At 59.9% G+C, this 25479-nt stretch carries 27 protein-coding genes; 12 read left to right on the top strand and 15 right to left on the bottom strand.

Annotated features, from left to right (window positions below; all coding sequences use genetic code 11):
- Positions 1 to 35 precede the first annotated feature (35 nt).
- Positions 36 to 1034, top strand: a complete 999-nt coding sequence (locus ACYZT8_RS17845; RefSeq protein WP_461982526.1) for an NADP-dependent oxidoreductase — start codon at positions 36 to 38, stop codon at positions 1032 to 1034.
- Positions 1035 to 1237: 203 nt separating this feature from the next.
- On the opposite strand, the gene ACYZT8_RS17850 is transcribed toward ACYZT8_RS17845, so the two are convergent.
- Together ACYZT8_RS17850 and ACYZT8_RS17855 are read right to left on the bottom strand one after the other, a co-directional pair.
- Complete coding sequence (locus ACYZT8_RS17850) at positions 1238 to 1516, bottom strand: oxidoreductase (protein ID WP_461982528.1); 279 nt, start codon at positions 1514 to 1516, stop codon at positions 1238 to 1240.
- Positions 1417 to 1794: a hypothetical protein gene (locus ACYZT8_RS17855; protein ID WP_461982655.1), complete on the bottom strand. Its 378-nt coding sequence runs from the start codon at positions 1792 to 1794 to the stop codon at positions 1417 to 1419. The genes ACYZT8_RS17850 and ACYZT8_RS17855 overlap by 100 nt, the downstream gene beginning before the upstream one ends.
- A gap of 10 nt (positions 1795 to 1804) precedes the next feature.
- Between ACYZT8_RS17855 and ACYZT8_RS17860 the strand changes: the two genes are divergently transcribed.
- Entirely contained in the window at positions 1805 to 2029 is a 225-nt protein-coding gene (locus ACYZT8_RS17860; RefSeq protein WP_461982530.1) for a winged helix-turn-helix transcriptional regulator, read from the top strand.
- Between the two features lie 98 nt (positions 2030 to 2127).
- Positions 2128 to 2730, top strand: coding sequence for a P-loop NTPase family protein (locus ACYZT8_RS17865; RefSeq protein ID WP_461974673.1), 603 nt, complete (start codon positions 2128 to 2130; stop codon positions 2728 to 2730).
- Between the two features lie 84 nt (positions 2731 to 2814).
- On the opposite strand, the gene ACYZT8_RS17870 is transcribed toward ACYZT8_RS17865, so the two are convergent.
- Together ACYZT8_RS17870 and ACYZT8_RS17875 are read right to left on the bottom strand one after the other, a co-directional pair.
- Entirely contained in the window at positions 2815 to 3813 is a 999-nt protein-coding gene (locus ACYZT8_RS17870; RefSeq protein ID WP_461974674.1) for an acyltransferase family protein, read from the bottom strand.
- Between the two features lie 248 nt (positions 3814 to 4061).
- Entirely contained in the window at positions 4062 to 4403 is a 342-nt protein-coding gene (locus ACYZT8_RS17875) for a hypothetical protein (protein WP_461974676.1), read from the bottom strand.
- Positions 4404 to 4610: 207 nt separating this feature from the next.
- On the opposite strand from ACYZT8_RS17875, the gene ACYZT8_RS17880 reads away from it, so the two are divergent.
- Positions 4611 to 4859 (top strand): hypothetical protein, encoded by a 249-nt coding sequence (locus ACYZT8_RS17880; protein ID WP_461974678.1) that lies wholly within the window; start codon positions 4611 to 4613, stop codon positions 4857 to 4859.
- A 449-nt stretch (positions 4860 to 5308) separates the two neighbouring features.
- Complete coding sequence (locus ACYZT8_RS17885) at positions 5309 to 5668, top strand: DUF6124 family protein (RefSeq protein WP_461974680.1); 360 nt, start codon at positions 5309 to 5311, stop codon at positions 5666 to 5668.
- 293 nt (positions 5669 to 5961) lie between these two features.
- Here the strand turns inward: ACYZT8_RS17885 and ACYZT8_RS17890 are convergent, their stop codons facing one another.
- Together ACYZT8_RS17890 and ACYZT8_RS17895 are read right to left on the bottom strand one after the other, a co-directional pair.
- Complete coding sequence (locus ACYZT8_RS17890; RefSeq protein WP_461974682.1) at positions 5962 to 8598, bottom strand: hypothetical protein; 2637 nt, start codon at positions 8596 to 8598, stop codon at positions 5962 to 5964.
- 343 nt (positions 8599 to 8941) lie between these two features.
- Complete coding sequence (locus ACYZT8_RS17895; RefSeq protein ID WP_461974684.1) at positions 8942 to 9325, bottom strand: VOC family protein; 384 nt, start codon at positions 9323 to 9325, stop codon at positions 8942 to 8944.
- Positions 9326 to 9520: 195 nt separating this feature from the next.
- Between ACYZT8_RS17895 and ACYZT8_RS17900 the strand changes: the two genes are divergently transcribed.
- From ACYZT8_RS17900 to phnE, 5 genes are all read left to right on the top strand, one after another.
- Positions 9521 to 10003, top strand: a complete 483-nt coding sequence (locus ACYZT8_RS17900) for an HIT family protein (RefSeq protein ID WP_461974686.1) — start codon at positions 9521 to 9523, stop codon at positions 10001 to 10003.
- 173 nt (positions 10004 to 10176) lie between these two features.
- Positions 10177 to 11028 carry a putative selenate ABC transporter substrate-binding protein gene (locus ACYZT8_RS17905; protein WP_461974688.1) on the top strand — a complete coding sequence of 284 codons (852 nt, stop codon included), beginning with the start codon at positions 10177 to 10179 and terminating at the stop codon, positions 11026 to 11028.
- Positions 11025 to 11822, top strand: coding sequence for a phosphonate ABC transporter ATP-binding protein (locus ACYZT8_RS17910; protein ID WP_461974690.1), 798 nt, complete (start codon positions 11025 to 11027; stop codon positions 11820 to 11822). Before ACYZT8_RS17905 ends, ACYZT8_RS17910 begins: the two co-directional genes overlap by 4 nt.
- The gene (locus ACYZT8_RS17915) at positions 11816 to 12643 is read left to right on the top strand and encodes a PhnE/PtxC family ABC transporter permease (protein ID WP_461974692.1); all 828 of its coding nucleotides are present in this window, start codon (positions 11816 to 11818) and stop codon (positions 12641 to 12643) included. The genes ACYZT8_RS17910 and ACYZT8_RS17915 overlap by 7 nt, the downstream gene beginning before the upstream one ends.
- Positions 12640 to 13407: a phosphonate ABC transporter, permease protein PhnE gene (gene phnE / locus ACYZT8_RS17920; RefSeq protein ID WP_461974694.1), complete on the top strand. Its 768-nt coding sequence runs from the start codon at positions 12640 to 12642 to the stop codon at positions 13405 to 13407. The genes ACYZT8_RS17915 and phnE overlap by 4 nt, the downstream gene beginning before the upstream one ends.
- A gap of 3 nt (positions 13408 to 13410) precedes the next feature.
- Here phnE and ACYZT8_RS17925 read toward each other — a convergent pair whose 3' ends face one another.
- From ACYZT8_RS17925 to ACYZT8_RS17945, 5 genes are all read right to left on the bottom strand, one after another.
- Positions 13411 to 13803, bottom strand: a complete 393-nt coding sequence (locus ACYZT8_RS17925; RefSeq protein ID WP_461974696.1) for a GFA family protein — start codon at positions 13801 to 13803, stop codon at positions 13411 to 13413.
- 164 nt (positions 13804 to 13967) lie between these two features.
- The gene (locus ACYZT8_RS17930; RefSeq protein ID WP_461974698.1) at positions 13968 to 14765 is read right to left on the bottom strand and encodes a transporter substrate-binding domain-containing protein; all 798 of its coding nucleotides are present in this window, start codon (positions 14763 to 14765) and stop codon (positions 13968 to 13970) included.
- 69 nt (positions 14766 to 14834) lie between these two features.
- A complete protein-coding gene (locus ACYZT8_RS17935) occupies positions 14835 to 16004 on the bottom strand; it encodes an NAD(P)/FAD-dependent oxidoreductase (protein ID WP_461974700.1) in 1170 nt (389 codons plus the stop codon).
- Positions 16005 to 16008: 4 nt separating this feature from the next.
- Complete coding sequence (locus ACYZT8_RS17940; protein WP_461974702.1) at positions 16009 to 17664, bottom strand: FAD-dependent oxidoreductase; 1656 nt, start codon at positions 17662 to 17664, stop codon at positions 16009 to 16011.
- A gap of 36 nt (positions 17665 to 17700) precedes the next feature.
- Positions 17701 to 19047: an NAD(P)/FAD-dependent oxidoreductase gene (locus ACYZT8_RS17945; RefSeq protein WP_461974704.1), complete on the bottom strand. Its 1347-nt coding sequence runs from the start codon at positions 19045 to 19047 to the stop codon at positions 17701 to 17703.
- A gap of 127 nt (positions 19048 to 19174) precedes the next feature.
- Here ACYZT8_RS17945 and ACYZT8_RS17950 point away from each other — a divergent pair, with 127 nt between their 5' ends.
- Together ACYZT8_RS17950 and ACYZT8_RS17955 are read left to right on the top strand one after the other, a co-directional pair.
- Positions 19175 to 20068, top strand: a complete 894-nt coding sequence (locus ACYZT8_RS17950) for a LysR substrate-binding domain-containing protein (RefSeq protein WP_461974706.1) — start codon at positions 19175 to 19177, stop codon at positions 20066 to 20068.
- A gap of 128 nt (positions 20069 to 20196) precedes the next feature.
- Complete coding sequence (locus tag ACYZT8_RS17955) at positions 20197 to 21903, top strand: amidase (protein ID WP_461974708.1); 1707 nt, start codon at positions 20197 to 20199, stop codon at positions 21901 to 21903.
- Between the two features lie 92 nt (positions 21904 to 21995).
- Here the strand turns inward: ACYZT8_RS17955 and ACYZT8_RS17960 are convergent, their stop codons facing one another.
- The 4 genes from ACYZT8_RS17960 to ACYZT8_RS17975 form a co-directional block, all read right to left on the bottom strand.
- A complete protein-coding gene (locus tag ACYZT8_RS17960) occupies positions 21996 to 23147 on the bottom strand; it encodes a carboxylate-amine ligase (RefSeq protein WP_461974710.1) in 1152 nt (383 codons plus the stop codon).
- Between the two features lie 319 nt (positions 23148 to 23466).
- Positions 23467 to 24288, bottom strand: coding sequence for a DUF3618 domain-containing protein (locus ACYZT8_RS17965; protein WP_461974712.1), 822 nt, complete (start codon positions 24286 to 24288; stop codon positions 23467 to 23469).
- Entirely contained in the window at positions 24285 to 24716 is a 432-nt protein-coding gene (locus ACYZT8_RS17970) for a phage holin family protein (RefSeq protein ID WP_461974714.1), read from the bottom strand. Before ACYZT8_RS17970 ends, ACYZT8_RS17965 begins: the two co-directional genes overlap by 4 nt.
- The gene (locus ACYZT8_RS17975) at positions 24716 to 25354 is read right to left on the bottom strand and encodes a hypothetical protein (protein ID WP_461974716.1); all 639 of its coding nucleotides are present in this window, start codon (positions 25352 to 25354) and stop codon (positions 24716 to 24718) included. The genes ACYZT8_RS17970 and ACYZT8_RS17975 overlap by 1 nt, the downstream gene beginning before the upstream one ends.
- Between the last annotated feature and the right edge of the window lie 125 nt (positions 25355 to 25479).

A 25479-nucleotide genomic window follows, 5' to 3' on the forward strand; every position in this document is an offset into this window, starting at 1 on the left:
CTGACCTCATTCGAATTAACGAGAGCAACATCATCATGAAGGCATTTTTTATTGACCGCTACGGCAAACAAAACGGGCGTATTGGCGAAGTGCCCGACCCTGCGGTAGGTGTACATGACGTCCTGATTCAAGTGCATGCCACGAGCGTGAACCCGTTGGACTCAAAGATCAGAGCGGGCGAATTCAAACTGATACTGCCCTACTCATTTCCATTGGTATTGGGCAATGATCTGGCCGGGGTCGTGGTTCGGGTAGGCTCGGCGGTAAAGCAATTCAAGCCTGGAGACGAAGTCTATGCACGCCCGCCGGAGGATCGGATCGGGACTTTTGCTGAACTGATTGCTGTGAACGAAAACGCACTCGCGCTGAAACCTTCCAATATCAACATGGCTGAAGCCGCTTCCATCCCCTTGGTCGCTCTGACGGCCTGGCAGGTGCTGGTTGAAACCGCCCAATTGAAAAAGGGCCAGAAGGTATTGATTCACGCCGGATCCGGCGGCGTCGGCTCCATTGCCATCCAACTTGCCAAACACCTGGGAGCCTTTGTTGCGACCACCACCAGCACACCACATGTCGAGTGGGTGAAGGCATTGGGGGCGGACGTGATCATCGATTACAAACAGCAGAACTTTGAAAGCGTATTGCACGACTATGACGTGGTGTTGAACAGCCTGGGCGCCGATGTACTGGAGAAATCGCTCAAGGTTCTGAAGCCTGGCGGCCAGCTCATTTCCATTTCGGGGCCGCCGACCGCGCAGTTCGCCCAAGAGCAACGGTTGTCTTGGGTATTGAGGCAAGTCATGCGCCTGTTAAGCAGTGGAATTCAGAGAAAGGCACGCAAAAATAAAATCAGCTACGCATTCTTGTTTATGCGAGCAAATGGCACCCAATTACAAAAAATCACCGCACTCATTGAGGCCGGCATTATCAAACCGGTGGTTGACCGTTCCTTCTCCTTTGAATCAACGGCAGAAGCTTTGAGGTATGTCGAGCAAGGCAGATCCAAAGGCAAAGTCATCATAAAGATCAAATAAGTACTCTTCATAAAATGCCAGTAGATAAAGCGCATCCTGCCAAGGATAAGAATCCGTCGCCTGAACTAAATGAACCTCCCCCTCAAAACCTGCAAAAACAGGAACAGTTGCAACCGGATGTCACACCTGTTGAGCCACCAACAATCATTTGGCGAAGCTTGATGCTCGATCAGTAATGAGGAGTGGTTCGTGTAGCGACGCTATCAGCCTACGCTGGGTGAAGCACCACCGAGAGGATATGCAGGGAAATCCGTATAACCCACCTCGCCGCATCGGGTGTAATAAGTGGATCGGTCCGCTTCGTCCAACGGCCAGCCGTGCTTGAGACGCTCAACCAGATCCGGGTTTGCGATATAGGGCCTGCCGAAAGCTATCAGGTCCACTAACCCGGTATCGAGCGCAGCCTGAGGGCTTTTACGATCAGTGAATCTGCCGCACCAGATGATTGCGCCAGGAAACGCTGCCCGAACCTTGGCCAACACGGCGCGGTCGAGGTGGTGCGATTTGAACTCGGCAACGTCCATGTTTTCCTCAGGCCCAGCTCGTAGACCAGATGCAGATAGGCGACGCCGAGACGAGCCAATTGCTCGGCAACGTACAGCAAGGTTTCCTCGGTGCGAGGGTCCGCCGGAATGCCGTTGAACTTGCCGAACGGCGACAGGCGGACACCCACGCGCCCCGGGCCCAATTCACGCACCGCCGCTTCAACGACTTCCAGCAGGAAACGCACCTGTGAACTGGAGACGCGTATTTCAGGCATCTCGCAGAAGGTGTTGATCGAACAACTGCGCGCACTTGAGAAACATGGGATGGTGACCCGGCAATCCAGCGCCCTGGATCGTCAGGGGATCGAATACCTGCTCACCCCACTTGGCGAAAGCCTGCGGTCCATCCTGGAATCGCTGATCGATTGGGGCGTCCATCACGCCGAAGAACTCGACGAGGGCCACAGGCTGTTGCCATGCGAGGCTGTCGTGCGAGATCGCGTTAACTGAACCTGTATTGAACCTGATGCGGTCGCGCGCTACGTCTGCCTTTTACTGGCCATCCAAAACCGGCACAATCGCCGGCTTTTTTGCGACAGGATGTCCCCATGCAACGGATTGTAATTCTGGGTAATGCCGGCAGCGGCAAATCCACCCTCGCCCGCGCCCTCGGCAAGCGCTTGAGCCTGCCCGTGGTGCATCTGGACACGCTGTTCTGGGAGCCGGGCTGGGTCGAACCCGATGCTGAGCAATTCCGTGCACGGGTCTGCGAAGCGATCGCAGCGGATGCCTGGGTCTGTGAAGGCAACTATGCGCGGCGAACCTTCGACCTTCGCCTGCCCCGTGCCGACCTGATCATCTGGCTCGATACGCCGCGGCTCACCTGTTTCACCCGGGTGATCATGCGCAGCGTAATGAACCGCCCACGCCCAGACCTTGCAGCGGGCTGTACAGAGAAGCTCGACCGGGAGTTCTTGACCTTTCTGAACTTCGTATGGAATTTCGATCGCGGCTACCGCCCAGGTATCGAGGCGGTGCGCCTGGCCGTGGGTCCGCACATTCCTACGCTGCACTTGCGCGGCACTCGGCAGATTGCGGCATTTCTCGATAGTTTGCCCACAGCGCCTGAAACCTCCGCCCGGCCTCCACACCCCGCTCAAGGGGGCTGCCTTGGCCTGCACAAAGGTCCAGACCCAACAAGCGGTCAGTAATCCCAAAGGGCCGCAAGCCAGCGAAAGGCATCACCGTTGATTGCCACTCGGCCTCCGCTCTACGAGCACCAGCCACCAAACGCACTAAGCCGCTGTTTCGCCGCCTTGCGGTTTACCCACGCGATACCTCGCGCCAGCCCGAAGCGCATGACGGAGTTTCAGGGCCGGCCGTTCGATGGCGTAGTACGAAACGCAGCTCAACCCGAACGACAGGACCAGAACGGCGGCAACGATGTGCGCGTCGTAGGCAACGGGCCAGAAAGCGCGCAGGAAGTACATCACCACAAAGTGATTCAAAAACACGCCATAGCTGATGTCCCCGAGGAACTCGTCAACCCGATGAAACTTGAGTTTCGTCAGCACGTACACGGCCGGGATGCCTAAGGCTATGCCCGCTGTTACCTCCGCGTTAAACGGCCGGCGCTCAATCAGACCCGCTTCGATTGCCGCAAACATCAAGGCTGCCACCACGGCGGTGCCGGCGGCGATCGCCAAGCCCTTTGTCTGCGGTTTGTACAGGTAACTCCCGCACAGGAACATGAACAAGACGCCCGGCAACAGGCGGTAGCCGTACACATCGGTGTTGATGAAACCGAAACAGGCGGTCATGAACACGGCGACAGACAAGGCAAACGCAACGCCCCTCGCCTTGTAGATAATCAGGAACGGGATCACCAGGTAGAAACACATCTCAAGCCCCAGTGACCAGGCCGGCGGCAAGACAAGCGACCCCGCGACCCCGAACATGTAGAAACCGAGGGGCACCATGGGCAGGCTCTGCGCGATGTTCCTCAGCGTCAGCTCGGCGGCTTGCGGCGTGCCGGGTAGCAGGAAATAAATCACTGTGCAGGATGCGAGAAAGTAGAACAGGAACTGAGGGTAAAGCCGCAAGGCCCTGTCCATGTAGAACAGGCCGATTTTCTCCGGCGTCTTGTAGTTACGCTCGATGAGCGAAGTCATTACAAAGCCGCTGATGATCAGAAAGGAAATCACGGCAACCACGCCGGGGTTAAGCCCCGCGACCGTCTTGCCCATATGAGAAACGGCCACCAGAACGGCCAACAACAGACGAAAAGCTCCCACCCGCCCCTCCAGACGTCCTTATATTTATGGCGCGTAAACTACGTTGATTTTCGTCCTGAGAACAGGTTTTTCGTGGCGCAGGAACCTGCCTGCATCGGAGCGATATCGGTCAGGCGATCGTTGTCGTGTCGGGCTAGTCAAATGGGCCCGCACAAAAAAAAGCCCCGCAACCGAAACGCGGTGCGGGGCAAGAAATTGGTTGGTTGCGGCCAACCAAAGGAGCGCTTGAAAAACGTTTACGGGCCAGGTCAGATGCAATCCTGTGCGGCGCGTCCAAAACTCGAAGGCAGGTAGTTCGAGGCCAGCAAGTGCCGTTCGTAGATGAACACCTTGCCGCCACTGCCGGCCTTGTAGGCTTCCAGCACGTTGTCCGCGGAGACTTTGCTCGGCACCACGATCCGGTAGCTGCGCTGGGTCTGCGAGACAGTCGGGTTCAACGCACTGCCCTGCAATTTCGGTACGACGCAGTCGGCGTATTGCGCAGGTGTCTTGTGGGTCTGCAAGGTCAGCGTCGGATCGTTCGGCGCAGAGGCGCAACCGGCGAGCAACAACGAGGCAAACGCCATGACAGGCACAAACAAAGGGCGCATGAATGTCATCCTGAAAATAAAAAGTCCGGTTCATCACGCGACGGCACAGCATCGCGGGTGGTGTTCGATGGGGGCGATTTTCCAGTGATTTCCGACAAAGCAGAACGTGTGTTTCGTGATTGTCACTATTACTTCACGCAATAGTTGCGCGCCGTGCAGACTCGTACACACTCAATCACAACTGAAAAAGATCGATGAGGCCTTTCCTTGAGAACGTTTGACCTGATCCGCGACGCTGTCCTACCCGAATTCCGTGACCGGGTGGCCGAGTATTTGATCGAGTACGAAACTGTGCTGCTATGCGAAAACACGCCCGACCCGGAGGTTGTGCGAGCCACTGCCAATCAGCTGCGCGGTTATTTGCGCGGGTTGAATACAACGCGGGTGTTGGGCATGGCGGCTTGGGAGGAGCTGGATCGGCGGGTGGCGGATACGTGGCTTTTGCCTGACCAGTGACAGGTTCGGGGGGGGCGCTTCGTTGGCCGGAATTGATCCTTGATTTGATCGCCTCTCACGGCGTGCGCTTGCTGATTAAACAGGCTGGGGACGGCCTGTTTAAACGCCCTCAAGTTTACGTCCTGAAAGCTACAAAACCTTGCGCCGTTGCCTACGGCTGCGCCAGAATCCGCCGGCTTGTGCGCCTTGGGGCCCCTCGGTAACTTGATACCCGTCACTGCCCATCAGTGATCGGGTTTCGCAGCCCGGGTAATCTCTAGACGCACAACGTCTACGTCTCATGAGCAGACGCTTCATCAGGTCTGTCATTCATGTCATGGCGGCTGTGCGTGGGAGGCCTTAGGGTCTGCCGGGTTCCTAGAGTCCTGGTCTGCGAACCCGCGTACAGTTGCCACCTATTTTCGTTTCGCAGCGAATGGTGGCAGCTCCATTTCTCTAGGAGTTTTGCCATGTTCAAAGTTACGCCAAACCAACCGGACACCGATCCGGCCTCCCCGTACGAACCCGATTCAAAGAAGCTCAACGGGGCCGCCGAGCGGGCTCTCGATTTTCACTTCCCGTCGAATGCCGACATCAAAGCCACCCCGCGAACACGCAGCAGTCTGTTTTCCGTCGATCCCGAGGCCACGCCCGAAACCCTGGCGGTTTATCTGGTCGAAACGCTGGCCTCGGTCGACGTGATGGTCCATCAGTTGGTGGATCATCTGGAGGGTGAGTCGCGCTACGCCCTGCTGGGAATTTCCAACAGCATCATGGTGGCGGAGATCACCGCGAACCGGGTGTTGGATAGAATTGATCTGCCCAAGTAGGTGCGCACTGCTTTAGCGAGTGGGTAGCTGACGTTAAGCTGCGCATTGGTCCCATTTTGGGGCCGCTGCGCAGCTCAACGGGAGCAAGCGTCCACCAGAGACCGGGGGTGATGCGGCGCTCCGCCCCTCTCGCCGCTGGTAATTGCTGTCTTCAAAATCTACGCCAAACCTAAGGATCGACGTTATCCAGCGCTCGATTTACCGTCAGTTCAACCAGCATGGTGCTGCTACATCAGCAACCTTTTTGAGCTGTAACCCTCAAACTAACTACCCGCTTTTTTTCGAAGCCGAAGTCAAAGTGAAGTCAGACACCAAGCCTCAAGAGCAATTCCGGACAAAAGCCCTGTAAAGCTATTATTTGGTTTCAATAAATTGCCCCACCGACCGTTTGCAGAACAGGTCCAGATAGAACCATGCTCAGGGACAATGTACACACGCAGGATATCGTCTCGAAAAGAATAGTTGTAAGTAGTCTTTCCGCCCAATAAATTCATCCACTCTATGGATTGAGCGATGTTGAGCGGTTGATCGCTTATTTTAAGTTGATATACATTTGTTACCGCAACCAGATAGGAAAGAGATACTCCTTCCTTATCTGTGACGTAAATGGTTGCCACGCCATTTTTCAACCCAGTGACTTTGCCACCCACGACGGAAGCAGTTAAAGGTGCAGACGACGCGTAGCTGTATGGCGGAACGCCTCCTGTAGGGATACGAATATCCGTGTTACCCAAGGAGTCTCTCCCAGTCTTTGGCCACTCAGGTATTTTCATCGACAGCCCATTCAATGTCATTTGGGTCTGTTCGATCTTCAACGCAAGACGCTCGATAGCCCAAGGATCGGATACAAGACTGTGATCCTGCTTTTCTCTGACGGTGAAACGATGCTGACCTACTGAGATAGAGAGCAATGGGCTCCTCCATACGTTACTTGATCCAACTTGCACTTCCTTTAGCACCTCTACTCCGTCAAGAATTTCCAGGACAGCATCAGCGACAGCTGTCCCTTCGAGTGTCAATTGATTATCGGAAACGGTGCCATCGTTGCTTATATCTTTACCATTGGAATCGCTGGCGGAAACAATCATTGGTTTAAGCGTTTCCAGACTCCCCACCCGCATGTTCAACTCAAACGAATACCCCAAGGTACTTCCGTCACGAACAATGTTGTAGTCCGCACACACTCTACCGTCCAAGTTGGCAACCACATAGGACTTGGCGATGGTGAACCTCACCACCTTCTCAGCCGTCTGCGAGGTCAGGTCGACAAAATCGCTGGTGCTACCGCCGCTGGCCGATCCACGCCAGCGGTAGGTCACCCGATCCCCGGCCTGAGTTCCGAGAAACGGCATGATCAACGTAGCGCCGGTGGGCGGCACGTTGACCGGGTCCAGCACGTCGCTGCCAGGTTCGACTTCATCCACTTCAGGTCGTACAAATTGCGGCGCAACCTCACCCACCTGCATCCACAACGGCTGCGACTCGCGCACGCTGCGAACCAATGCATCGTCGTTGGCCACGCGGTAATAGACTTTCACCTTGAGCCCGTCGAATCGACGGATTTCCGCATTGCTCACGCTGCGCAGGATCGGCTCGTGTTCGTGAACGTCACCGACCGAGCGCGGATCATCGTAGTAGACCGTGCTATCTCCACGTTTCGCCTCCCAGATGAGATTCACCAAATCGTTTCTCTGGCGCCCGGGATACCACGGAAGTTTGACCGTCGCCCACAGCGTTTCCGGCGGCAATGTCCCGCCCGGCGCCTCATCGACACTCGGCGGCAGCAAGTGGCTGATCTCGCCCACCACATCGACGCTGGCATTTTTCGACGGCCGATTCGCCACGCCGTCGCGCACACGCTGGTACGACACGGTCGCCCAGCCCTTGGCGATCGCCTTGACCGAGGCATTGGGGATGAGGAAATCACGGTGAAACGGCACGAACTCCACCGTTTGTTCCAGCGGCCCGACCACAATCGGGCCGCCTTCGGCCGGGGTGCCGGACCAGGTCATTCGAACCTTGTCCCCGACAGCAAAGTCCGTTTCAGGCGTGTACACCCGCACGATGACATCGGCCTCCCCCAGTAGCTCAAGGTCGATCGTGTTGGTCGGCCTGCCCTCCACCAGCACCAGCGGCGCGTTCAATCGGTTGCCGCCCAGATCGACCAGCACGTAGGTGTAAGCCGCCCACGGGGCACGCTCGTCGGGGTAGTTGTTGCAACGGTCGATCACCTGATACGTGACCGCCACCCGCGGCCCGTCGCCGGCGGCTTCGATCACGGCTTTGGTGAAGGTGATCAGGATCGGATGGTTGGTCGGGTCGTCGATCTCCTCCTGCGTCACCCGGGAATGCACCACCTCCTGACTGCCCCAGCGCGCGATGATGCGATCGTACACCGTGATGTTTTCGTACGGCTCGATGCGCATCTGCACGCCCTGCTCCGCCATGCTGGGGTCAACGCCGTTGGAGATGTCCGGGGTCAGCGTGTACTTGAGCCCGTCGTGACCCGGTTCGGGACTGTCGTCCAGACCGCCGGGACGGGTGCGTTTGACCAACAGAGTCAAAGTCGGCGTGGAATCTTGCGGCCCTTGGGTCGGGCGGGTGATACGGTAAAACACCGGGGTGGCGTCACCGTCGAGGATAAAACCTTCGGGGATGCGAAACACCACGTCCTTATTGAGCTCGCTCCCCAGCTCGATGGTTTTGCTCCACACCGGGGCGCTGCTGTTGCCCCAGAACATCTCCACCCGATCGCCGATGTTCATCGTTTCCCACGCGTTGATGATCACCTGCAGATCGCCCTCCACCGCCCGCAGCGGGATGCCGCCGTCGTAGGGCGGCTGGTCCGGCATCTCCGTCATGCCAGGAATATAGGGTGGCCTGAGGACGGCGGAAATTTTATCCAACTCGAGGGGGGATGGGCTGGTCATCGTGAGGCTCCTTGGGCTGGCGGACTGGGCCAACTGATGGAGGTATCACACAAGGTTTGGCGGGGGGCTGGCTACTGTCAGATCTGACAGTGGCGACGAGTGGTTCGGATTAATAGATGCGTGCGCATCCTCGTTTAACCGTTCACCTACATTGTGGCGAGGGGATTTGGCGGATCGCCGCCCCGCGCCGTTCGGCTGCGAAGCAATCGTAAATCCAGACAACTCGTTCTGTCTGAACGAACAAGGGGGCCGCTGCGCGACCCACGGGGATAAATCCCCTCGCCACAGTTTTTTGCTCGACTGAAGATTTTCTTAAGCCAACGGCATCAGCCTCATACCGGGCTCAAACGGGGTTGAAGCAATAAGCAGCCAGTTTGTTGCCATCCAGATCACGGGCATACGCAGCATAGGCGTTCGGCGCCCAGCCACGCGGTCCCGGGAGGCCTTCACACGTGCCGCCAGCGGCCAATGCGGCGGCATGAAACGCGTCGATGGCCGCACGCGTCGGCGCCTCGAAACTTACGGTCACGCCATTGCCGACGCTGGCCGGTGCGCCGTTTGCCGGTTTCAGAACGAAGAACGCCGGTGCGTTCTCGCCCCAGATAGAACCGTTGTCGCCGAGGTCTGCGATACGCTTCTGGCCAAGTTCGCCCAGTACGTTGTCATAGAAATTGCGGGCCTTGCTCAAGTCATTGGTGCCGACTGTAACGTGAGTGAATACGCTCATTTTTATAGCTCTTCGTCAGGTTGAGAATGACGCGTACGGCGTCGTGGTTTCGACCAAGAATGTGCCCCGGTCATTTGAAAGAACAGTGATGAATCGGCATTAATCCGATGCGAAGAGCGCATAGACACAGCGGTGCCCTTCACAACAGCCGATGCCTTGATACTCTGTGTGCCTCATGATCATGGACATCAGCACATGGAAGTAGCATCACAATTCGTCATTCTTGAAACCACCCACTGGCTTCTCAATCATCACCTGTCATCGGCGCTTCCCGGCTATCTGATGCTGGGGTCGAAGACTCACGTCAACTCGCTGGCTGAACTCCCCGACGCTGCGCTGGCGGAGTTGGGTGGGCTGATGGCCAACATCCAGAAAACCCTTGAATTGCAACTGAAGCCGAAGTGGCTGTACATCAGTCGATTCGGGCATGACCCTGGCTACCCGATCCACTTTCACTTCATTCCGGTGTACGCCTGGGTCGAGGCGCTTTTCTGGAAGGATGCCAGGTACAGGCTTTTGCAGACATTCGCTAGTATCGAAAACGCCCAGACACTGACTGACGGAGCGGAACTGACGCTGTTTATCTGGCGTGAATTTGGAGAAAGCCCGGAGCCGCCGGCAGTTCAAGGGCCGTCAATCGACCGGGTCATTGATGATTTACGCAAAGCATTCAAATAGGGGCAGCGAGTTTGTCTGTTCTGGGGCGATTGCCTCCCTTCACGACACATATTGATTAGGTCAAAAGCGGTTAATATCGCTGCGCTTCGTCTACCCTCACAACGCGCCAGTCAGCAATCAGCCTGTGCCGGGCGCATCGATATTCTATTTGTTCATTTCACCGGAGAGCTTCCATGCTCAAGCGTACCCTGGCATTGGCCGTCGGCTTTACCCTGTCTTTTGGCAGCCTGTTGGCGCAGGCCGCGGACACCCTGAAAGTCAGCGCGATTCCCGATGAAGCCCCTACCGAATTGCTGCGCAAGTTCAAGCCGCTCGGCGCTTATCTGGAGGAAAAACTGGGCATGAAGGTCGAGTTCGTGCCCGTGAGCGACTATCCGGCCGTGGTCGAGGCGCTGGCCACTGACCGCATTGACATGGCGTGGCTGGGCGGTTTCACGTTCGTGCAGGCGCGCCTGAAAACCGGCAATGCGATTCCGCTGGTGCAGCGCGAACAGGACGCCCAGTTCACCAGCAAATTCATCACAGCCGACCCGAACGTCAAATCCCTCGCCGACCTCAAGGGCAAGACCTTTGCCTTCGGCTCGGTGTCCTCCACATCGGGCAGTCTGATGCCGCGCTATTTCATGTTGAAGGACGGCATCAAGCCGGAAACCTACTTCAGCCGCGTGGGCTACTCCGGCGCGCATGACGCCACTGTTGCCTGGGTCCAGGCCGGCAAGGTGGACGCCGGGGTGCTGAACGCCAGCGTGTGGGAAAAACTGGTCGCCGCCGGCAAGGTCGACACCAACAAGGTCAAGGTGTTTGCGACCACCCCGGCCTACTTCGATTACAACTGGACGGTACGCGGGACCCTCGATCCGGCGCTGGCGGCGAAGATCAAGGCAGCTTTCCTCGCACTCGATCCGGCGAACCCGAAGGACAAGGAAATTCTCGATTTGCAGGCTGCCAGCCGATTCATCGAAACCAGCCCTGACAATTACAAAGGCATCGAGGAAGCCGCCCGCGCCGCCGAACTGCTGAAATGACATTGCGTCTGACCCAGATCAGCCTGACTCACATCAACGGCGTCCAGGCGTTGCGTGACGTGAACTTGCACATTGGTGTCGGGGAACAGGTCGCCGTCATCGGCCCGTCCGGCGCCGGCAAGTCGAGCCTGCTCAACTTGCTGGCCACCGCCCTGCGACCGGACAACGGCGAGTTGCAGGTGCTTGGCGAGCGAGCGTGGCAACTGTCTGCCCGCCAGCGCCAGCGTCTTCGCGCACGTATCGGTCTGATCCATCAATCGCCGCCACTGCCGCCACGCCAACGCGTGGTCACCGCAGTGCTGGCCGGAAAACTGGGTCAATGGGGCCTGGGCAAGAGCCTGCTGAACCTGCTGCATCCGCTGGATATTCCCGGTGCACGCGCGGCACTGGCCAGGCTCGACCTCGGCGACAAGTTGTTCGCGCAATGCCAGCAACTGTCGGGCGGACAGCTTCAGCGCGTGGGCATTGCCCGGGTGTTGTATCAAGCGCCCGAGGTGTTGCTGGCCGATGAGCCGGTATCGGCGATGGACCCGGTATTGGCCGAGCACACGCTGTCGGTGCTCTGCCGCCATGCCCGGGAGCACGACGTCACCCTGGTCGCCAGCCTGCATGCGGTGGAGTTGGCCCTGGCGCACTTTTCGCGGATCATCGGCCTGCGTGACGGGCAGATCCTGTTCGACCTTGCGGCCAGCGACGTCGATCGCGAGCTGCTCGACACGCTTTACGCCAACGAACAACTGCAATCCTCGCCGGTGCCTCCCGTTTCCTTGAGTGTGCAGATTCCCCGATGCTGACGTCTGCCACCCGCGACCCTGCCGCCCTGCCCCGCCTGCTGCTCAGCCTGCTGGCAATCGCCCTGCTGTGGCCGGGCATCCGCTACAGCGAGTTGGACCTCAGCGTTCTGGTGGCGAGTGACAGTCAGAGCGAGATGGGCCGGTTTGTATCGGACTTTTGGCCACCGGCCCATGGCGGAGAGTTCATTGAGCTGCTGTTGCAAGCCACCTTGCAGACCCTGGCCATCGCCACGGCCGGCATGGCCCTGGCGTTGCTGTTGGCCGTCCCCGCCAGCCTGCTGGCCAGTCGCGCCCTGTCACTGTCGGCTGCCTCCCGTGCCGGTCGCCCCAGCTTCGGCGGCCAACTGCTGCGTTGGCCGGTACGCGGGTTGCTGATTTTCTTGCGCAGCGTGCCGGAAATCGTCTGGGCCCTGCTGTTCGTGCGCGCCGTCGGCCTCGGCCCTACGGCTGGGGTGCTGGCCATTGCGATTACTTACAGCGGCATGCTGGGCAAGGTCTACGCGGAAATTTTCGAGTCGGTGGACCAGCGTCCGGCCCACGCGTTACTGCGCTCAGGCAGCGGTCGGCTCGCCGCGTTTTGCTACGGGATCCTGCCCAATGTGGCGGCGGAGCTGATGTCGTACACGGTGTACCGCTGGGAGTGCGCGATCCGCGCCTCGGTGGTGATGGGCTTCGTCGGTGCCGGTGGTTTGGGCCAGCAAATGGATCTGTCGTTGCGCATGTTCGCTGGTGGTGAAGTGGCCAGTCTGTTGCTGACGTTTCTCTTACTGGTGCTGCTCGCCGATCAACTCAGCCGCCTGCTGCGCTGGAGGCTGGCATGAATCGCCTGATCAACCTGGCCCTGATCCTTTTGATCGGCATCGCGGTCGTCGTGTCTTTCAGCTACTTGAACATCGACCTTGGCGAGCTCGGTGCCGCCGGCAACCTGAAGCAGATGGGGGCCTATGCGCAACGTTTTCTCAGCCCGGACCTGAGCGCGGGTCATCTGCAAGCCATCGGCCACGGTGCCTTGGAAACCATTGCCATGTCCGCCCTCGGCACCCTGCTCGCGGCGGTGTTCGGTCTGCTGTTGGCACTGCCCGCAGCCGGGCGCTTCGGCTGGCCTTTTCAGAGTGCGTCGCGTCTGGTGCTCAATGCCTTGCGCGCGGTTCCGGAACTGGTGTGGGCCGCGCTGATGGTCCTGGCCGCCGGACTCGGTCCCAACGCCGGCACTCTCGCGTTGGCCCTGCACACCACTGGCGTGCTCGGTCGGTTGTTTGCCGAAGCACTGGAAAACACCCCGCCAGAACCGGCCGAAGCCATCCGCCTGCAGGGCGGAAATGCCGTTTGGGCGTTCTGTTACGGCACGCTGCCCAACCTGTTTCCGCAGCTAGTGGCCTACATCCTGTACCGCTGGGAAAACAACATCCGCATGGCCAGTGTGCTGGGTTTCGTCGGCGCTGGTGGTTTGGGGCAAATGCTGTATGTGAGCCTCAGCCTGTTCCAGGAAGCTCAAGCCAGCACGGTGATCCTGGCCATGCTGCTACTGGTCTTCGCCGTCGATTCATTGAGCAGCTGGAGCCGTCAACGTTGGGTCAAGGCTTGATGGTTACTCCTCAGAACGCCCCGAGGACTCACGATCGTGCGGGTAGTGTCTGATGAGCGCAAACGCCGGCAACCAGGACTCGCGACGCACGATCCAGCTTTCGTAGGTTGGCATCAGTTGGTCAGGGGCATCGAGAGATCCCAGGTTCACTTCGATTTCGTCGTCGGTGCGTGCGAAAACAGACGAGCCGCAGCGGGGACAAAAATGCCGCCCGGCGTAGTCACGTGTTTCGCCCTCGATCTTCACCGCCTCCTGAGGAAATATCGCGCTGGCATTGAAAAGGGCCCCGTGATGCTTGCGGCAGTCAAGACAGTGGCAAAGACCAACCCGGTATGGCCGTCCTGACGCCTCGATTCGTACATTGCCGCACAGGCAGCCTCCGGTGAATCGGTCCATGTTGAGTCTCCTCTGAATCAAGCGGTCGAAGTGTTTACAAGGAGCGCCGTCGGGCGTTCGGACGAGAAAGACATCGAGAAACAGGTGGTCGCTGCATTGGCAGATGCAGCGGCCGGTCGCTAGATAAAATCAGACGTTATTAAGGTCTCCCCCGCTGCTGGATATCAGTGTGGCCAGAGATCGACCGGAAAGTACTTCTCCGAAATTTGCGTGTACTTGCCCGAAGCATGCAACTGCGTGAGCGCCACATCGATTCGCTCTTTGAGTACGGTGTCACTCTTGCGCAGGCCCGCGCCGATACCCAGGCCATAGAGCAACGGGTCCATCTTGACGCTGCCGGTGCCCTTCTCCTCGTACGCCAACCCGTCCTCGGACTTCAGGAAATCGATGTCGCCGAGTTTGTCGAGGAACATGACGTCAATACGACCCGCCAGCAAATCCGCGTTGCAGTCGTCCTGCGTGGTGTAGATGCGGATGTCCGAGGTCTTGCCGTAAGCGGTGCGGATGAACTCGGCGTTGGTGGTCGAGCCCTGCACACCGATGGATTTACCCGCCAGACCTTCCGGTGTCAGCGTCAGGTTGACGTCCTTCGCGGCGACGAAAATGCCTGTCGTCTCGTAGTAAGGACGCGAGAAGGCGATGACTTTCTGCCGTTCCGGGCTGATGCCCATTGAGTTGAAGAGCACGTCGAATTTGTTGGCCAGCAGTGCCGGAATGATGCCGTCCCAGGCCACTTCCTTGATCTCGCACTCGGCTTTCATCTGCTCGCAGAGCGCTCGGATCAGGTCGGGCTCGAAACCGGTGTATTGCCCGGTGGGTGTCTTGACCAGAAACGGCGGATACGGCTCGGCGGCCACACCGAAACGCAGCTTATCGTCCGCTGCGCTGGCCGCAGCCGTAAAGGAACTCAACGTCATGCCGATTGAGGCCAGTAAAACCAGATTGCGGAATATTCGTTTCATGGTCGATCCTTTTTTTTCAGGAGGATGGTTGCGAACAGAACGATTCAACATCAGTACAAAAAATCTTTTCTAAGCCCCGGCTACCGGCAACGGCAGCCATCCCTGGATCGCTTGCCAATCTGACTCGAGGGCCGCAAAACGTGAGAGCGAGAACGTGGACAGGTCGGCGAAACTGCACTCTCCGTCGACAACCAGATCGCGGATGGCATGACCGCTCGCCGGCGAGAGCCCGAACCCGACACCGGACATCGTCGCGACGGTGACGTTATCCAGCGCCGCGGGACGATCGATGACGGGACGACCATCCGGGGTGTTTTCGATGAACCCTGCCCAACTGCGAATCACCCGTTTGTGCGCGATCTTGGGGAACAGTTCGGCCAGCCGCTTGGCGATATTGCATTGCAGGGGCGTCGACTGCGGACGCGTGCCGCGCAGATCGGCGAGTTCGACCCATTCGTGCGGGCCGCCACCGTACGCGAGGTTGCCGCGCAGGGTTTGCCGGCCATACAGCCCGTTACCGTCCACACCACCCACCTCCAATAACGGGAGCGGTTCGGTCACGATCATCTCCGCACGCGCGGTGACCAGCGGAATGTCTACGCCCAGTTGGGCTGCCAATTCACCGGTATGCGGGCCGGCGGCAATCACCAGGTGGTCGCAGGCGATCAGGCCTTGTGCCGTGCGCACGCCCGTCACGCGGTCGCCATGGCGTTCGATGGCGACGACGGGCGTGTGTTCGAGAACGCGGCCGCCGAGATTTTGCAGTGCCCATGCGTAGGCCTGCAGGGTGCGATGCGGATTGGCGTGGCCGCCGAAATGGTAGTAGTAGCCCGCCAACACGTTATCGCCCGCGAAGGGCACGAGTTCCCGCACCTCCTGAGGGTCCAGGAGGTCAGCGCGCAACCCATAATACTGGGCTTCGTCCACGACTTTTTTGTCGAGTGACAACTGGTGTTCGGTGAGATCGATGCTGATGCGGTCCGGGCGATATTCGGTCGGGTAACCGAGCAGTTCGTCCATCATTGGCCACAGTCGCTGTTCCTCAAGAAACAGCGGACTGTGGTGGTGCGAACACCCGCCGCCGTTACGGCCCGAGGCGCCCCAGCCAATCAAGTTGGCGTCGAGAACCAGCACATCGACGCCATCGCGTGCCAGCCACCAGGCGGTGCTCAGTCCGGTCACGCCGCCACCGACGATGACGACGGACGCACGGTTGGACGATTTTTTGACTGCCTGCATGGTGTCAGACCTCGTTCTGCGACGGGTTTATGTGATCGACAGCATCCTGCGGGCGCCTGGCCACGGTCTGCTGCCCGGTGCACAGCCAGAACGGCGTCCACTGTGACGGCATGTCAAACCAGGCATCCCAGCGGCTGTGCATCGACGGCGCTTCCTCGATCTGGCCAATCTGCTGCAGGGACAGCGGACGGACCGGCGGGCGAAACGAGGCCAGCGCAATTTCGCCGACACTCAGACCAGCACCGATGCCGAGCAACGCCGCCACCTGTTCGCGGCAACGACGTCCCTGGCAGGGTCCCATGCAGGCGCGGGTGAGCCGCTTGGTCACATCCGGGTGGGGTGAGTCGTTTTTCATAGTGTTTTGCAAGGCGGCGTCTGCGGGTGTCCAGTCGAGATAACGCGGTGGTTGCTGGCCGAGGATTTCGCTGGCCGTGACCTCTTCGCACAGGCAAACGAAGGGTTCGTTCTGTGCATGGACGGTGGACGCGCGCACCCAGGCCTCGCGATGGGCCGCAACGTCGCAGACCGGCACGTCTGGCACCGACGCCATGTCGTTCTGCGCAACGTCCACACCCAACGCAGCCAGCGCGGTGTGCGCGGCGATCCGCCCTTCGCGCCGGGAAACCGTGTCGTCGAGGCTTTTCGAGGCCCAGACGCCGGCGCAGTCGCCCGCCACCAGAACGAACGGCAACGACGTGCGCTGTGCCGAGTCTATGTCGGGGACGTGGCCGCCGCGGTCGGCCTGAAATGACGTGCTGCATCCAGCTGCCTCGATCAGTTCGATCGCCGGAATGGCTGCCACTGCCAGCAGCACCGTGTCGCATTCGATCTCGGTCAAAGCTCCGCCAACGGGGCTACCCGCCGCGTCGACAGAGACCGCTGTAATCCGTATGACGCCGAAGGCATCCCCGGCTGCTTCGCGAACGACATGCCCGGTCAACACCTGAGCGCCCTGCTCGACCAACAGCCCGAGCAGCGCGGAATCGCCACTCACCTGCCCGGCCTGTTCAATGATCGCCGCAATGTGCACGCCCTTGCTGATCAGCGCGTGGGCCGACACCAGCGCTTGTGTATCGCTGCCGATCAGCACGGCACGCTTGCAATCCAGCGCCTCGTAAACCGTCGCCAGCCGCTGCGCAGCGCTGACGCCCATCACGCCGGGGCGATGCCACCCGTCGAAGGCGAGGCCCATGTCCCGCCTTCCGGCGGCGACGATCACCTGCTTGAAGCGCAGCAGATAGGCGTTTTCGGCATCGGCGAGGCCGGCGACGGCGCCCTCGATCCACGCCGTGGTGCGTTGCTGAGGAAACAGGCCCCAGACCGCCGTGCCGAGCCGCACGTCGACCCCGGCTTCGAGCGCCTCGGCGATCTCCGGGCGGGCATCGAGCAGCGTCTGCAGCACGCTGTTGTGGTTGGAAACCGCAGCGCCCATTCGGCCACCAAAATGCAGCGGCACCTCTTCGCCCATGGTTTCGAGGGGCACCGGATTTTCATCCACCAGGGTCACGCGCAGGCCCTGGCCGGCGGCGGTCAATGCGGCAGCGAGGCCGGCCGGGCCGGCGCCGACGATGAGAATATCGGTCTCGTCGCTGATCGGCGGTGCTTTGCCGGCCAACGACGCTGGATCGTAGTAAATGTTGGGTGCGATAGGTCGTTTCACGGTGTTTCCCCCGGAATGTGGGCGCGTGGGTTGGGTCTAGAACAGCGAAGACGGCGGCTTGACGTCGCCCTCGGCGAATCGCGACAGACGCAGCTGGCGCATGTCCAGTCCCGGGTTGCCAGAGTGAATCCAGTCAGCCAGGGTCTTGCCCACGATGGGGCCCATGGCAAAGCCGTGGCCGCAGAATCCGGTGGCGACCGCCAAACCGCGCGGCGACGTTTGCGCGTCGATGACGGGAATACCGTCCGGCAAGACATCGATCGCGCCAGCCCATCGGTCGGCGATCTGCGTGTTCACCTGCCCCGGGAATGCGGCCTTGAGCGCGTGCATGGCGTGTCCCAGCCCCTTGTCATTGGGGTGGACAAGCGGATTGCGCTGGTGAATGCCCGCGCCGAGCCGCGACGCTTCCGACCACGGCATGCGCTGGTGCAGATCGGTCAGGCACGCCCCGTTCAGATTGAAGCGAAAGGATTTACGCTGCGCCCACAACGATGGCGCATACCAATGAAGTGCGCGCAGATGGCCAAGCGTCATGTCGACATCGACATGGGCGTCGTCGGCGATGTTGAAGCTGCCATCCAGCCGTTGCCGGAAGCCCACGCCGTTGGCGATCGTCGAGATACCGCTCAGCGTCGGGCCGGCCGTGGTACGCGCCACCGTCCCCCTGACCAGCTGCTGCGGCAGGGAGATGCCAAGCATTTTCAGCAGGCGGAACGTCGTGACCCCGGCGGCGCACACCACCGTTTTCGCCTTCACGTAGCCACGCTCGGTTTCAACGCCGACGACCTGGCCGGCAGCGACATCGATGCCTTTGGCGCCGCACTGTTCGACGATGTGTGCACCCAGTTCACGGGCGCGCATTGCGAACGCACGCGCCACCAGCGTGGGCTCCGCCTGACCATCGCTGGCGGTAAACAAGCCACCCAGTTGCGGGACGGCGTAACCGGGCAGTTTCTTGGCCACTTCACGCGGCGACAGCATCACGGTATCGAGCGAAAAACTGCGCGCGACCGACAGCCACGATTCGTATCCCTCACGCTCAACTTCATTGCCTGCAACGAACAGACAGCCGTCGTTGCGCCATCCCAGGTCGGTCTGGAGTTCGTGTTCCAGCGAACGCCAGAGCTCGATGCTGGCTTGCATCAGCGGCACTTCGGCCTCGTCCCGCGATTGCTGGCGAACAAAGCCCCAGGCGCGTGACGATTGCTGCCCCGCCAACAGGCTTTTTTCCAGCAGAAGAACCTTGGCGCCCGCTTTGCTGAGGTAGTACGCGCACGCGCACCCCATCAGACCGCCGCCGATGATCGCCACGTCGACTTCACGAGGCAGGAGGTCTTCCCTGGAGGCCGGGACTTTGGCCAATGCCGCTGCTGGAGTGTTCATAAGGGTAACCGTCAGGTTGAGAATGACGCGTAGCGCGACATCGCTGTTTCGGCTAAGAATGTGCCTCGATCATCCGAAGTTACAGTGATGTATCTGCATTAATCCCATGCGAGGAGCGCATAGAAACATGAGCCGCCAACTGCCATCCATCGAGCTTTTGCAGGCCTTCCTGACGGTTGCGAAGACGGGCAACTTTGGCAAGGCGGGTGAGCAACTCAACCTGAGCCAGAGCGCGGTGAGCCGGCAGATTGCGCAGTTGGAAGCGCGTCTGGATAACCGCCTGTTCGAGCGGCACACGCGCAAAATCGTGCTCACCGCCGAAGGCCGATCACTGGTACCGGTGGCGGAGCAGGTCATCGGCCTGCTGTCGGATGCCTCGCACATGCTTGCCTCAGTGGGAAGAAGTGTCAGCTTGCGTGCCCATCCGACCATGGCGGCGCGGTGGTTGATTCCGCGGCTGACGGCGTTTTATGCGTTGCACCCGGAAGTGACCGTCAGCGTCGACACGGTGTATCACCGCTTCCCCGACTTTGCGTTCGAGTCGATCGACGCCATGATCGCGTACGGCACCGCCACCTGGCCCGACTTCGAAGCGCTGGAGTTGTGGGAGGAGGAATTGATTCCAGTGTGCTCGCCGGCATTGCTCGTCGGGACCACCCCGGAAGAGGTGCTCAAGACCGGGCGGCTGGTGGACTCGAGCATGGATCGCCTGGACTGGCGCCGCTGGGAAGAGTATTACCCGGGCTCGACCGGAACCGATAACGCCCATCTGACGTTCGATACGCTGGAGTCGGCGATCGTCGCCGTGAAATGTGGTCAGGGCATCGCGCTCGTCGACGCCGTGCTCACCCGCGATGAATTGCTCACCGGGCAACTGACGCGCCTGCATGCTGGCCGCATCATCACGGGCGGACGCTACACGCTGGTCTATCCAAAGCGAGTGAAGCGCTCAAGCGGCTTTTGCGAGTTCCTCGACTGGCTGGAACAGGAAGTGCCCGGCCAAACCCGAAACAGCGCCTAAACCGTTTCACCGTTTCCTTCTGCGCCCGCCTTGGTGCTAAATAGAACGCCCAGGCTCCAAGTCCAGACCCTGTCGCGTATTGCCGTGCAACGAGAAACCGATATGAACACCCATTTTGAGACAACAGCATGATCGAAGTCACCGAAGTTTCCATCGCCCAACTGCGTGCGGCGCTGGAGTCTGGCCAGACCACTGCGGTTGAGCTGGTCCAGGCCTATCTCGCCAGGATCGACGCCTACGACGGCCCCGACACGCCGACCGCGCTCAACGCCCTGGTGGTGCGCAATCCCGAAGCGTTTACGGAAGCGCAGGCGTCCGATGCCCGTCGGGCCAAGGGCGAAACGCTGGGTCCGCTGGATGGCATTCCCTACACGGCAAAGGACAGTTATCTGGTGAAGGGCCTCACGGCGGCGTCTGGAAGTCCGGCCTTCAAGAACCTGATTGCCTATCGCGATGCGTTCACCATCGAACGGCTGCGCGCCGCCGGGGCGATCTGCCTGGGCAAGACCAATATGCCGCCGATGGCCAATGGCGGCATGCAGCGCGGGGTCTATGGCCGTGCCGAGAGCCCGTACAACGCTGACTACCTGACAGCCCCTTTTGCCTCGGGCTCCTCGAACGGCGCCGGGACTGCAACCGCCGCCAGTTTTGCGGCATTCGGCCTTGCCGAAGAAACCTGGTCGAGCGGACGCGGCCCGGCCTCGAACAATGGCTTGTGTGCCTACACGCCTTCGCGCGGGGTGATCTCGGTGCGCGGCAACTGGCCGCTGACGCCGACAATGGACGTGGTCGTGCCGTACGCCAGAACCATGGCGGACCTGCTCGAAGTGCTCGACGTGGTGGTGGCGGAGGATCCCGACACACGGGGCGATCTGTGGCGGATGCAACCCTGGGTGCCGATTCCGAGCGTCGCTTCGGTGCGCCCCGCCTCCTATGCCGAGCTGGCCGTGAACACCGATTCACTCGCGGGGAAACGCTTCGGCGTTCCGCGCATGTACATCAACGCAGACCCCGAAGCAGGCACCAGCGAGGCGCCGGGAATCGGTGGCCCGACAGGGCAGAAAATCAACACCCGCCCTAGCGTGATCAGCCTTTGGGAAGACGCACGCAAGGCACTCGAAGCGGCTGGCGCCGAGGTGATCGAAGTCGAGTTCCCGCTGGTCTCTAATTGCGAAGGTGATCGTCCTGGTGCGCCAACCGTGTTCACCCGCGGCCTGGTGTCCAAGGAATTCCTGCATCATGAGTTGTGGGACCTGTCGGCCTGGGCGTTCGATGATTTCCTGCGGGCCAACGGTGATCCGAAACTGAACCGTCTGGCCGATGTCGACGGACCGCTGATTTTCCCGCACGACCCTGGCACCCTGCCCAACCGCGAAGACGACCTTGCCGCCGGCATGGACGAATACGTGAAGATGGCCGAGCGCGGCATCACGCCGTGGGACCGGATCGTCACGGTGCCTGACGGCTTGCGCGGACTGGAAGAGACCCGTCGAATCGACCTTGAAGACTGGATGGATCGGCTGAACCTTGATGCGGTGCTGTTCCCGACAGTGGCCGACGTCGGGCCGGCGAATGCCGATGTCGATCTGCAGTCGGCAGACATCGCGTGGAGTAACGGGGTGTGGGTCGCCAACGGCAACCTCGCCATCCGTCACCTCGGTGTTCCGACGGTCACGGTGCCGATGGGCGTCATGCCGGACATCGGCATGCCGGTCGGGCTGACATTTGCCGGCCGAGCCTATGACGATTCAGCGCTGCTGCGCTTTGCTGCGGCGTTTGAGTCGGTTGGCTCCAAGCGCTTGGTTCCGCCTCGGACACCGCCGTTGCAGGGCTGAAAAGCTACGAGCGGGACTTCAGCCGAACAAGCCCCCTGTGGTGAGGGGATTTATCCCCTCGCCACAAAAGCCCTCTCGCCAAGTGCCCGCGCTTAGATAAGCGCCACTTCACTGATGCACGGCGCTTGCGACGTTTCCATCAGCAACTGCCCCACCACGTCCGACAGAGCGCTTTGCACATCCTTCCCACCACGCAAGGCTCGCGCATAGGCGCTCCTCTGCCGATCTGCACTGGTCCCATCTCGAAGAATCCGGCGGGCTTGGGCAAATACGTTCTCCACACCCATCTTTTGCGCAGTATCGCCAAGGATCTGTTGCGCCCTGAACAGCCATTGCCCGGCAGAGAACGGCCGGTCGTAACCTTCAATGATGAAGGCTGCGTGGATGCCGGATCGTTTCGCCCGCCACCGATTTTCCTTGAGAATCCATTGCGACGCCTGCGAATAACTCGCCCCGGGGTGAGGTTGATCAATGGCATGGGCAACCAGTAATCGAAACAAGGAGGCAATGCACAACACGTCATCCAGGCGTGGACAAGCATCCGTCATCCGCATCTCCAACGTCGGGTACTTCGCGGCGGGTCGTAAACCCCACCAGCAATCGCCCGCCTGCTTGATCGTGCCGGTGCGGATCAGCAAGGCGACGTAGGCGTCATAGGCGTCTTGATCTTCGAAGAACTCCGGTATGCCCATCCGCGGCCACTCATCGCACGCCGTCTGCCGGTAGCTCATAAAGCCGCTGTCGGCGCCGTCCCAAAAGGGTGAAGACGTACTCAGTGCCAACAACAATGGCATCCACGGCAAGACTTCGTTCATCACCCGAATGCGATCCACATGCCCTGGCACTTCAACATGCACGTGCAGGCCGGACAGCACGCTGCGCCTTGCCACGCGCTGGTAGTCTTCAAACAATTGAAGAAAGTGAGGTTGGTCCGTGGCTTGTTGCAGGCGCCAATCCGCCAACGGATGGCTCCCGGCACTGACCAGTCCCAGACCGAACCCTTCGAGCGTGTGCCGCAACCTGGTGCGAGCAGAAAACAGGTACTCCGTTGCTTGCGCGACTCGGGTGAAAATGGGCGAAGCGACTTCGATTTGCCCCCGGAACATCTCATGCGCGAAGCAATCGCCCAACACCACCTGGCACGCCTTGATCGAAGCGTCGGGAGGCTTCTCGGCCATGCATCGGGTGTCCAGGTCCATGATGAAGTATTCCTCTTCAATGCCAAACTTCAGGTGTTTGTCCATCGATGCTCCTCTTGCCTTGCGCATTGCAGTCGGGTGATACCCGCAACGGCTGATGCCGGTCAGTTAAGCAATTTCTGCGTAAACGTCGTTTTCTAGCAGCTGGCGAAGCCTGCGTTCGGCTGCGCAGCAGTCGTAAAATCAGACCATGCGGTGTATCAGAAAAACCGCGCGACGAGGATTTACGACTGCTGCGCAGCCGAACGCAGGCTTCGCCAGCTGCTACAAAGATTGCGTCGTGGCTGAACTTGCTTAACGGGCCTCGGCAATCGGATGAAAAGCGGGAAGTTTGTGCCAGACTTCCCGCCTTTCATGCAGCCCTTTATGTGCCCAAACCTCGGGACAGATCGGCTGGTGTATCGGAGGCTGCGCGGTACTCCCCTTCCGGTTTGGTCTCTACTTCCGAGTGATCGGTGGTTTTGGTCACGGTGTCGCGCACGGCTTCGAATCCCTCCCTTGCCTGCTGCTTTACCTTGTCGGCAAGGCCTGCGCTGGTTTTGCCCATGTAGCGTTGCTCGGTCGCTGTCGAAGGCAACGCCGCGCCCAACATGGCGCCCAAGGCGATCCCTGCTGCGGCAACCATCAGCGGTTGCTCCTTCAACAACTGACTGAACTGATTGCCCAGCACCTGCGTATTGCGCACCAATCGGTCACTGACGTCATGCACGGCATGGCTGATGTTGTCGCTGGCAGCACCCAGGTTATCCCCCAGATGTGCAGCCTTGCTCTTAACGTTTTGATAACCGTCCTTGAGCGTGTCCGCCGTTTGATGCAAATGGTCGCGTGCACTGTCGATGCCGTCAGCCAGGCCATCGGCCCATTCGCCAACGGTGTTCTGGTCCGGGCCGACTCGATAGCCTGGACGGGGTGACGGTGGCCGATTCTGGCTCATCATCAACCACAGCAAACCGACGGATGTCAGGACGGCGGGAACCGGATTATTGCGAACGCTGGTGCCCAGGTTTGTCAGGAATGTCGTGCCGTTGCTCTGCATCAGCGTCAGCGCCTGATCGAACATCTGGCCAGGGGTGAACTTGCTTTCCAGCGCATCAACGATGTTGCCGATACTCGCCCGCTGCGCGTCGATTTCACGCTCGATGGTTTCGGGGCTTTTTGCCGCTTCGATGTCGAATTCACTGTTCATGAGACTTTCCTCCGCAGCGCTTCCTGGTCTTTGTTCAAAGCATCCAGCGTGCGATCAGGCTTGAAGTTGGACGGCTCGAATTGTTTTTTCCCTGACTGCAACATGGCGAATCCAACGATCATCACCACAACGCCGACAATCAGTGCCGCCAGCCACGGCGCCATCATGGTGCTGAGGCCGTAGACCGCGGACATCAACAAAATGATGAACCCCGCCAGCAGTACAATTGCCCCCCCGGCGACACCGGCAATCCCGGCTTTGAGCGTCGTGAGACTGGCTTGAAGCTCGGCTTTGGCCAACGCCAGTTCCTTGGTGAACAGCGCGGGCACTTCACGGGATAACTGACGTAACAGCCCGACGACCGAGGCGTCATGATCTGGCGCGTGCACCGGTCTTGAGCCTGGAAAATCTGGTTCTTCTCTGTTCATCACAGTGCTCCATTGAAATTTGTCGAACCCGGTGTCGAAGTGGTTGCGAAGTTCGAAGGGTGGTCTTGCTCGTTCGGCGAGGCCGGCGTAATGCCAGGGTTTGGATCGCTGCGTGATGCAACGGAGGTTTCATAGGGCCGATGTGCACCAAAACCGCCGGACGGTGGCATTGAGTGACCGGTTGCAGGGTTGTCGGCATCGTGGAATGTCGCCGCCGGGGAACTGCCGGCTTTCAGGAACCGCGATAGGCCGAAGCCCAGCGCAATGCTGCCGGCAATGAACAGCCCTGGATTGCTGCGGGCCAGTTCGGCTCCGTCATGGAGCAGCTGTTCGGCACTTTTGCCGCGCAGGTTTCCGGCCAGGCCACTCATGGAGTCCGCCATGTCTGCCAGGTAATCGGACATGCCGAGCGTGTCCTTGCTTTCAAGTTCGGAGACGACTGATTTCGCTCCCTTGGCCAAGGCCTCGATCTGATCGGCTGCAGTGTCGCGGTATTGGCCGAACTGCGCGTCTGCCTGTTGTCGCGCGCCCTCAAGTGCTTCTGTCACGTCCTCCTTCAAGTGTTCAAAGCCCTGCTCCGGCCCTGCGGAATCGGGCTTATCTGGCTGACTCCCGGTCGTGCTGTCTGAAGTATTCATGTCATCCCTCGCCTTCTGTCTGTAAACAAGCGTTCCGGGAGTTCGCAGTGAGTGCTGTCTCCCTCACTGCAGATGACGAAGGTGGGTGATGGGGAGTTCCAACGGAATGATGAGTGATGCGTTCA

The sequence above is a fragment of the Pseudomonas sp. LB3P93 genome (assembly GCF_054898025.1).

Excerpts from the sequence above, each read along its gene's own strand:
- ACYZT8_RS17845 (WP_461982526.1), top strand. The coding sequence starts at position 36 with ATGAAGGCATTTTTTATTGACCGCTACGGCAAACAAAACGGGCGTATT.
- ACYZT8_RS17855 (WP_461982655.1), bottom strand. The coding sequence starts at position 1,794 with ATGCCTGAAATACGCGTCTCCAGTTCACAGGTGCGTTTCCTGCTGGAA.
- ACYZT8_RS17865 (WP_461974673.1), top strand. The coding sequence starts at position 2,128 with ATGCAACGGATTGTAATTCTGGGTAATGCCGGCAGCGGCAAATCCACC.
- ACYZT8_RS17875 (WP_461974676.1), bottom strand. The coding sequence starts at position 4,403 with ATGCGCCCTTTGTTTGTGCCTGTCATGGCGTTTGCCTCGTTGTTGCTC.
- ACYZT8_RS17885 (WP_461974680.1), top strand. The coding sequence starts at position 5,309 with ATGTTCAAAGTTACGCCAAACCAACCGGACACCGATCCGGCCTCCCCG.
- ACYZT8_RS17890 (WP_461974682.1), bottom strand. The coding sequence starts at position 8,598 with ATGACCAGCCCATCCCCCCTCGAGTTGGATAAAATTTCCGCCGTCCTC.
- ACYZT8_RS17895 (WP_461974684.1), bottom strand. The coding sequence starts at position 9,325 with ATGAGCGTATTCACTCACGTTACAGTCGGCACCAATGACTTGAGCAAG.
- ACYZT8_RS17900 (WP_461974686.1), top strand. The coding sequence starts at position 9,521 with ATGGAAGTAGCATCACAATTCGTCATTCTTGAAACCACCCACTGGCTT.
- ACYZT8_RS17905 (WP_461974688.1), top strand. The coding sequence starts at position 10,177 with ATGCTCAAGCGTACCCTGGCATTGGCCGTCGGCTTTACCCTGTCTTTT.
- ACYZT8_RS17910 (WP_461974690.1), top strand. The coding sequence starts at position 11,025 with ATGACATTGCGTCTGACCCAGATCAGCCTGACTCACATCAACGGCGTC.
- ACYZT8_RS17915 (WP_461974692.1), top strand. The coding sequence starts at position 11,816 with ATGCTGACGTCTGCCACCCGCGACCCTGCCGCCCTGCCCCGCCTGCTG.
- phnE (WP_461974694.1), top strand. The coding sequence starts at position 12,640 with ATGAATCGCCTGATCAACCTGGCCCTGATCCTTTTGATCGGCATCGCG.
- ACYZT8_RS17925 (WP_461974696.1), bottom strand. The coding sequence starts at position 13,803 with ATGGACCGATTCACCGGAGGCTGCCTGTGCGGCAATGTACGAATCGAG.
- ACYZT8_RS17930 (WP_461974698.1), bottom strand. The coding sequence starts at position 14,765 with ATGAAACGAATATTCCGCAATCTGGTTTTACTGGCCTCAATCGGCATG.
- ACYZT8_RS17935 (WP_461974700.1), bottom strand. The coding sequence starts at position 16,004 with ATGCAGGCAGTCAAAAAATCGTCCAACCGTGCGTCCGTCGTCATCGTC.
- ACYZT8_RS17945 (WP_461974704.1), bottom strand. The coding sequence starts at position 19,047 with ATGAACACTCCAGCAGCGGCATTGGCCAAAGTCCCGGCCTCCAGGGAA.
- ACYZT8_RS17950 (WP_461974706.1), top strand. The coding sequence starts at position 19,175 with ATGAGCCGCCAACTGCCATCCATCGAGCTTTTGCAGGCCTTCCTGACG.
- ACYZT8_RS17955 (WP_461974708.1), top strand. The coding sequence starts at position 20,197 with ATGATCGAAGTCACCGAAGTTTCCATCGCCCAACTGCGTGCGGCGCTG.
- ACYZT8_RS17960 (WP_461974710.1), bottom strand. The coding sequence starts at position 23,147 with ATGGACAAACACCTGAAGTTTGGCATTGAAGAGGAATACTTCATCATG.
- ACYZT8_RS17965 (WP_461974712.1), bottom strand. The coding sequence starts at position 24,288 with ATGAACAGTGAATTCGACATCGAAGCGGCAAAAAGCCCCGAAACCATC.
- ACYZT8_RS17970 (WP_461974714.1), bottom strand. The coding sequence starts at position 24,716 with ATGAACAGAGAAGAACCAGATTTTCCAGGCTCAAGACCGGTGCACGCG.
- ACYZT8_RS17975 (WP_461974716.1), bottom strand. The coding sequence starts at position 25,354 with ATGAATACTTCAGACAGCACGACCGGGAGTCAGCCAGATAAGCCCGAT.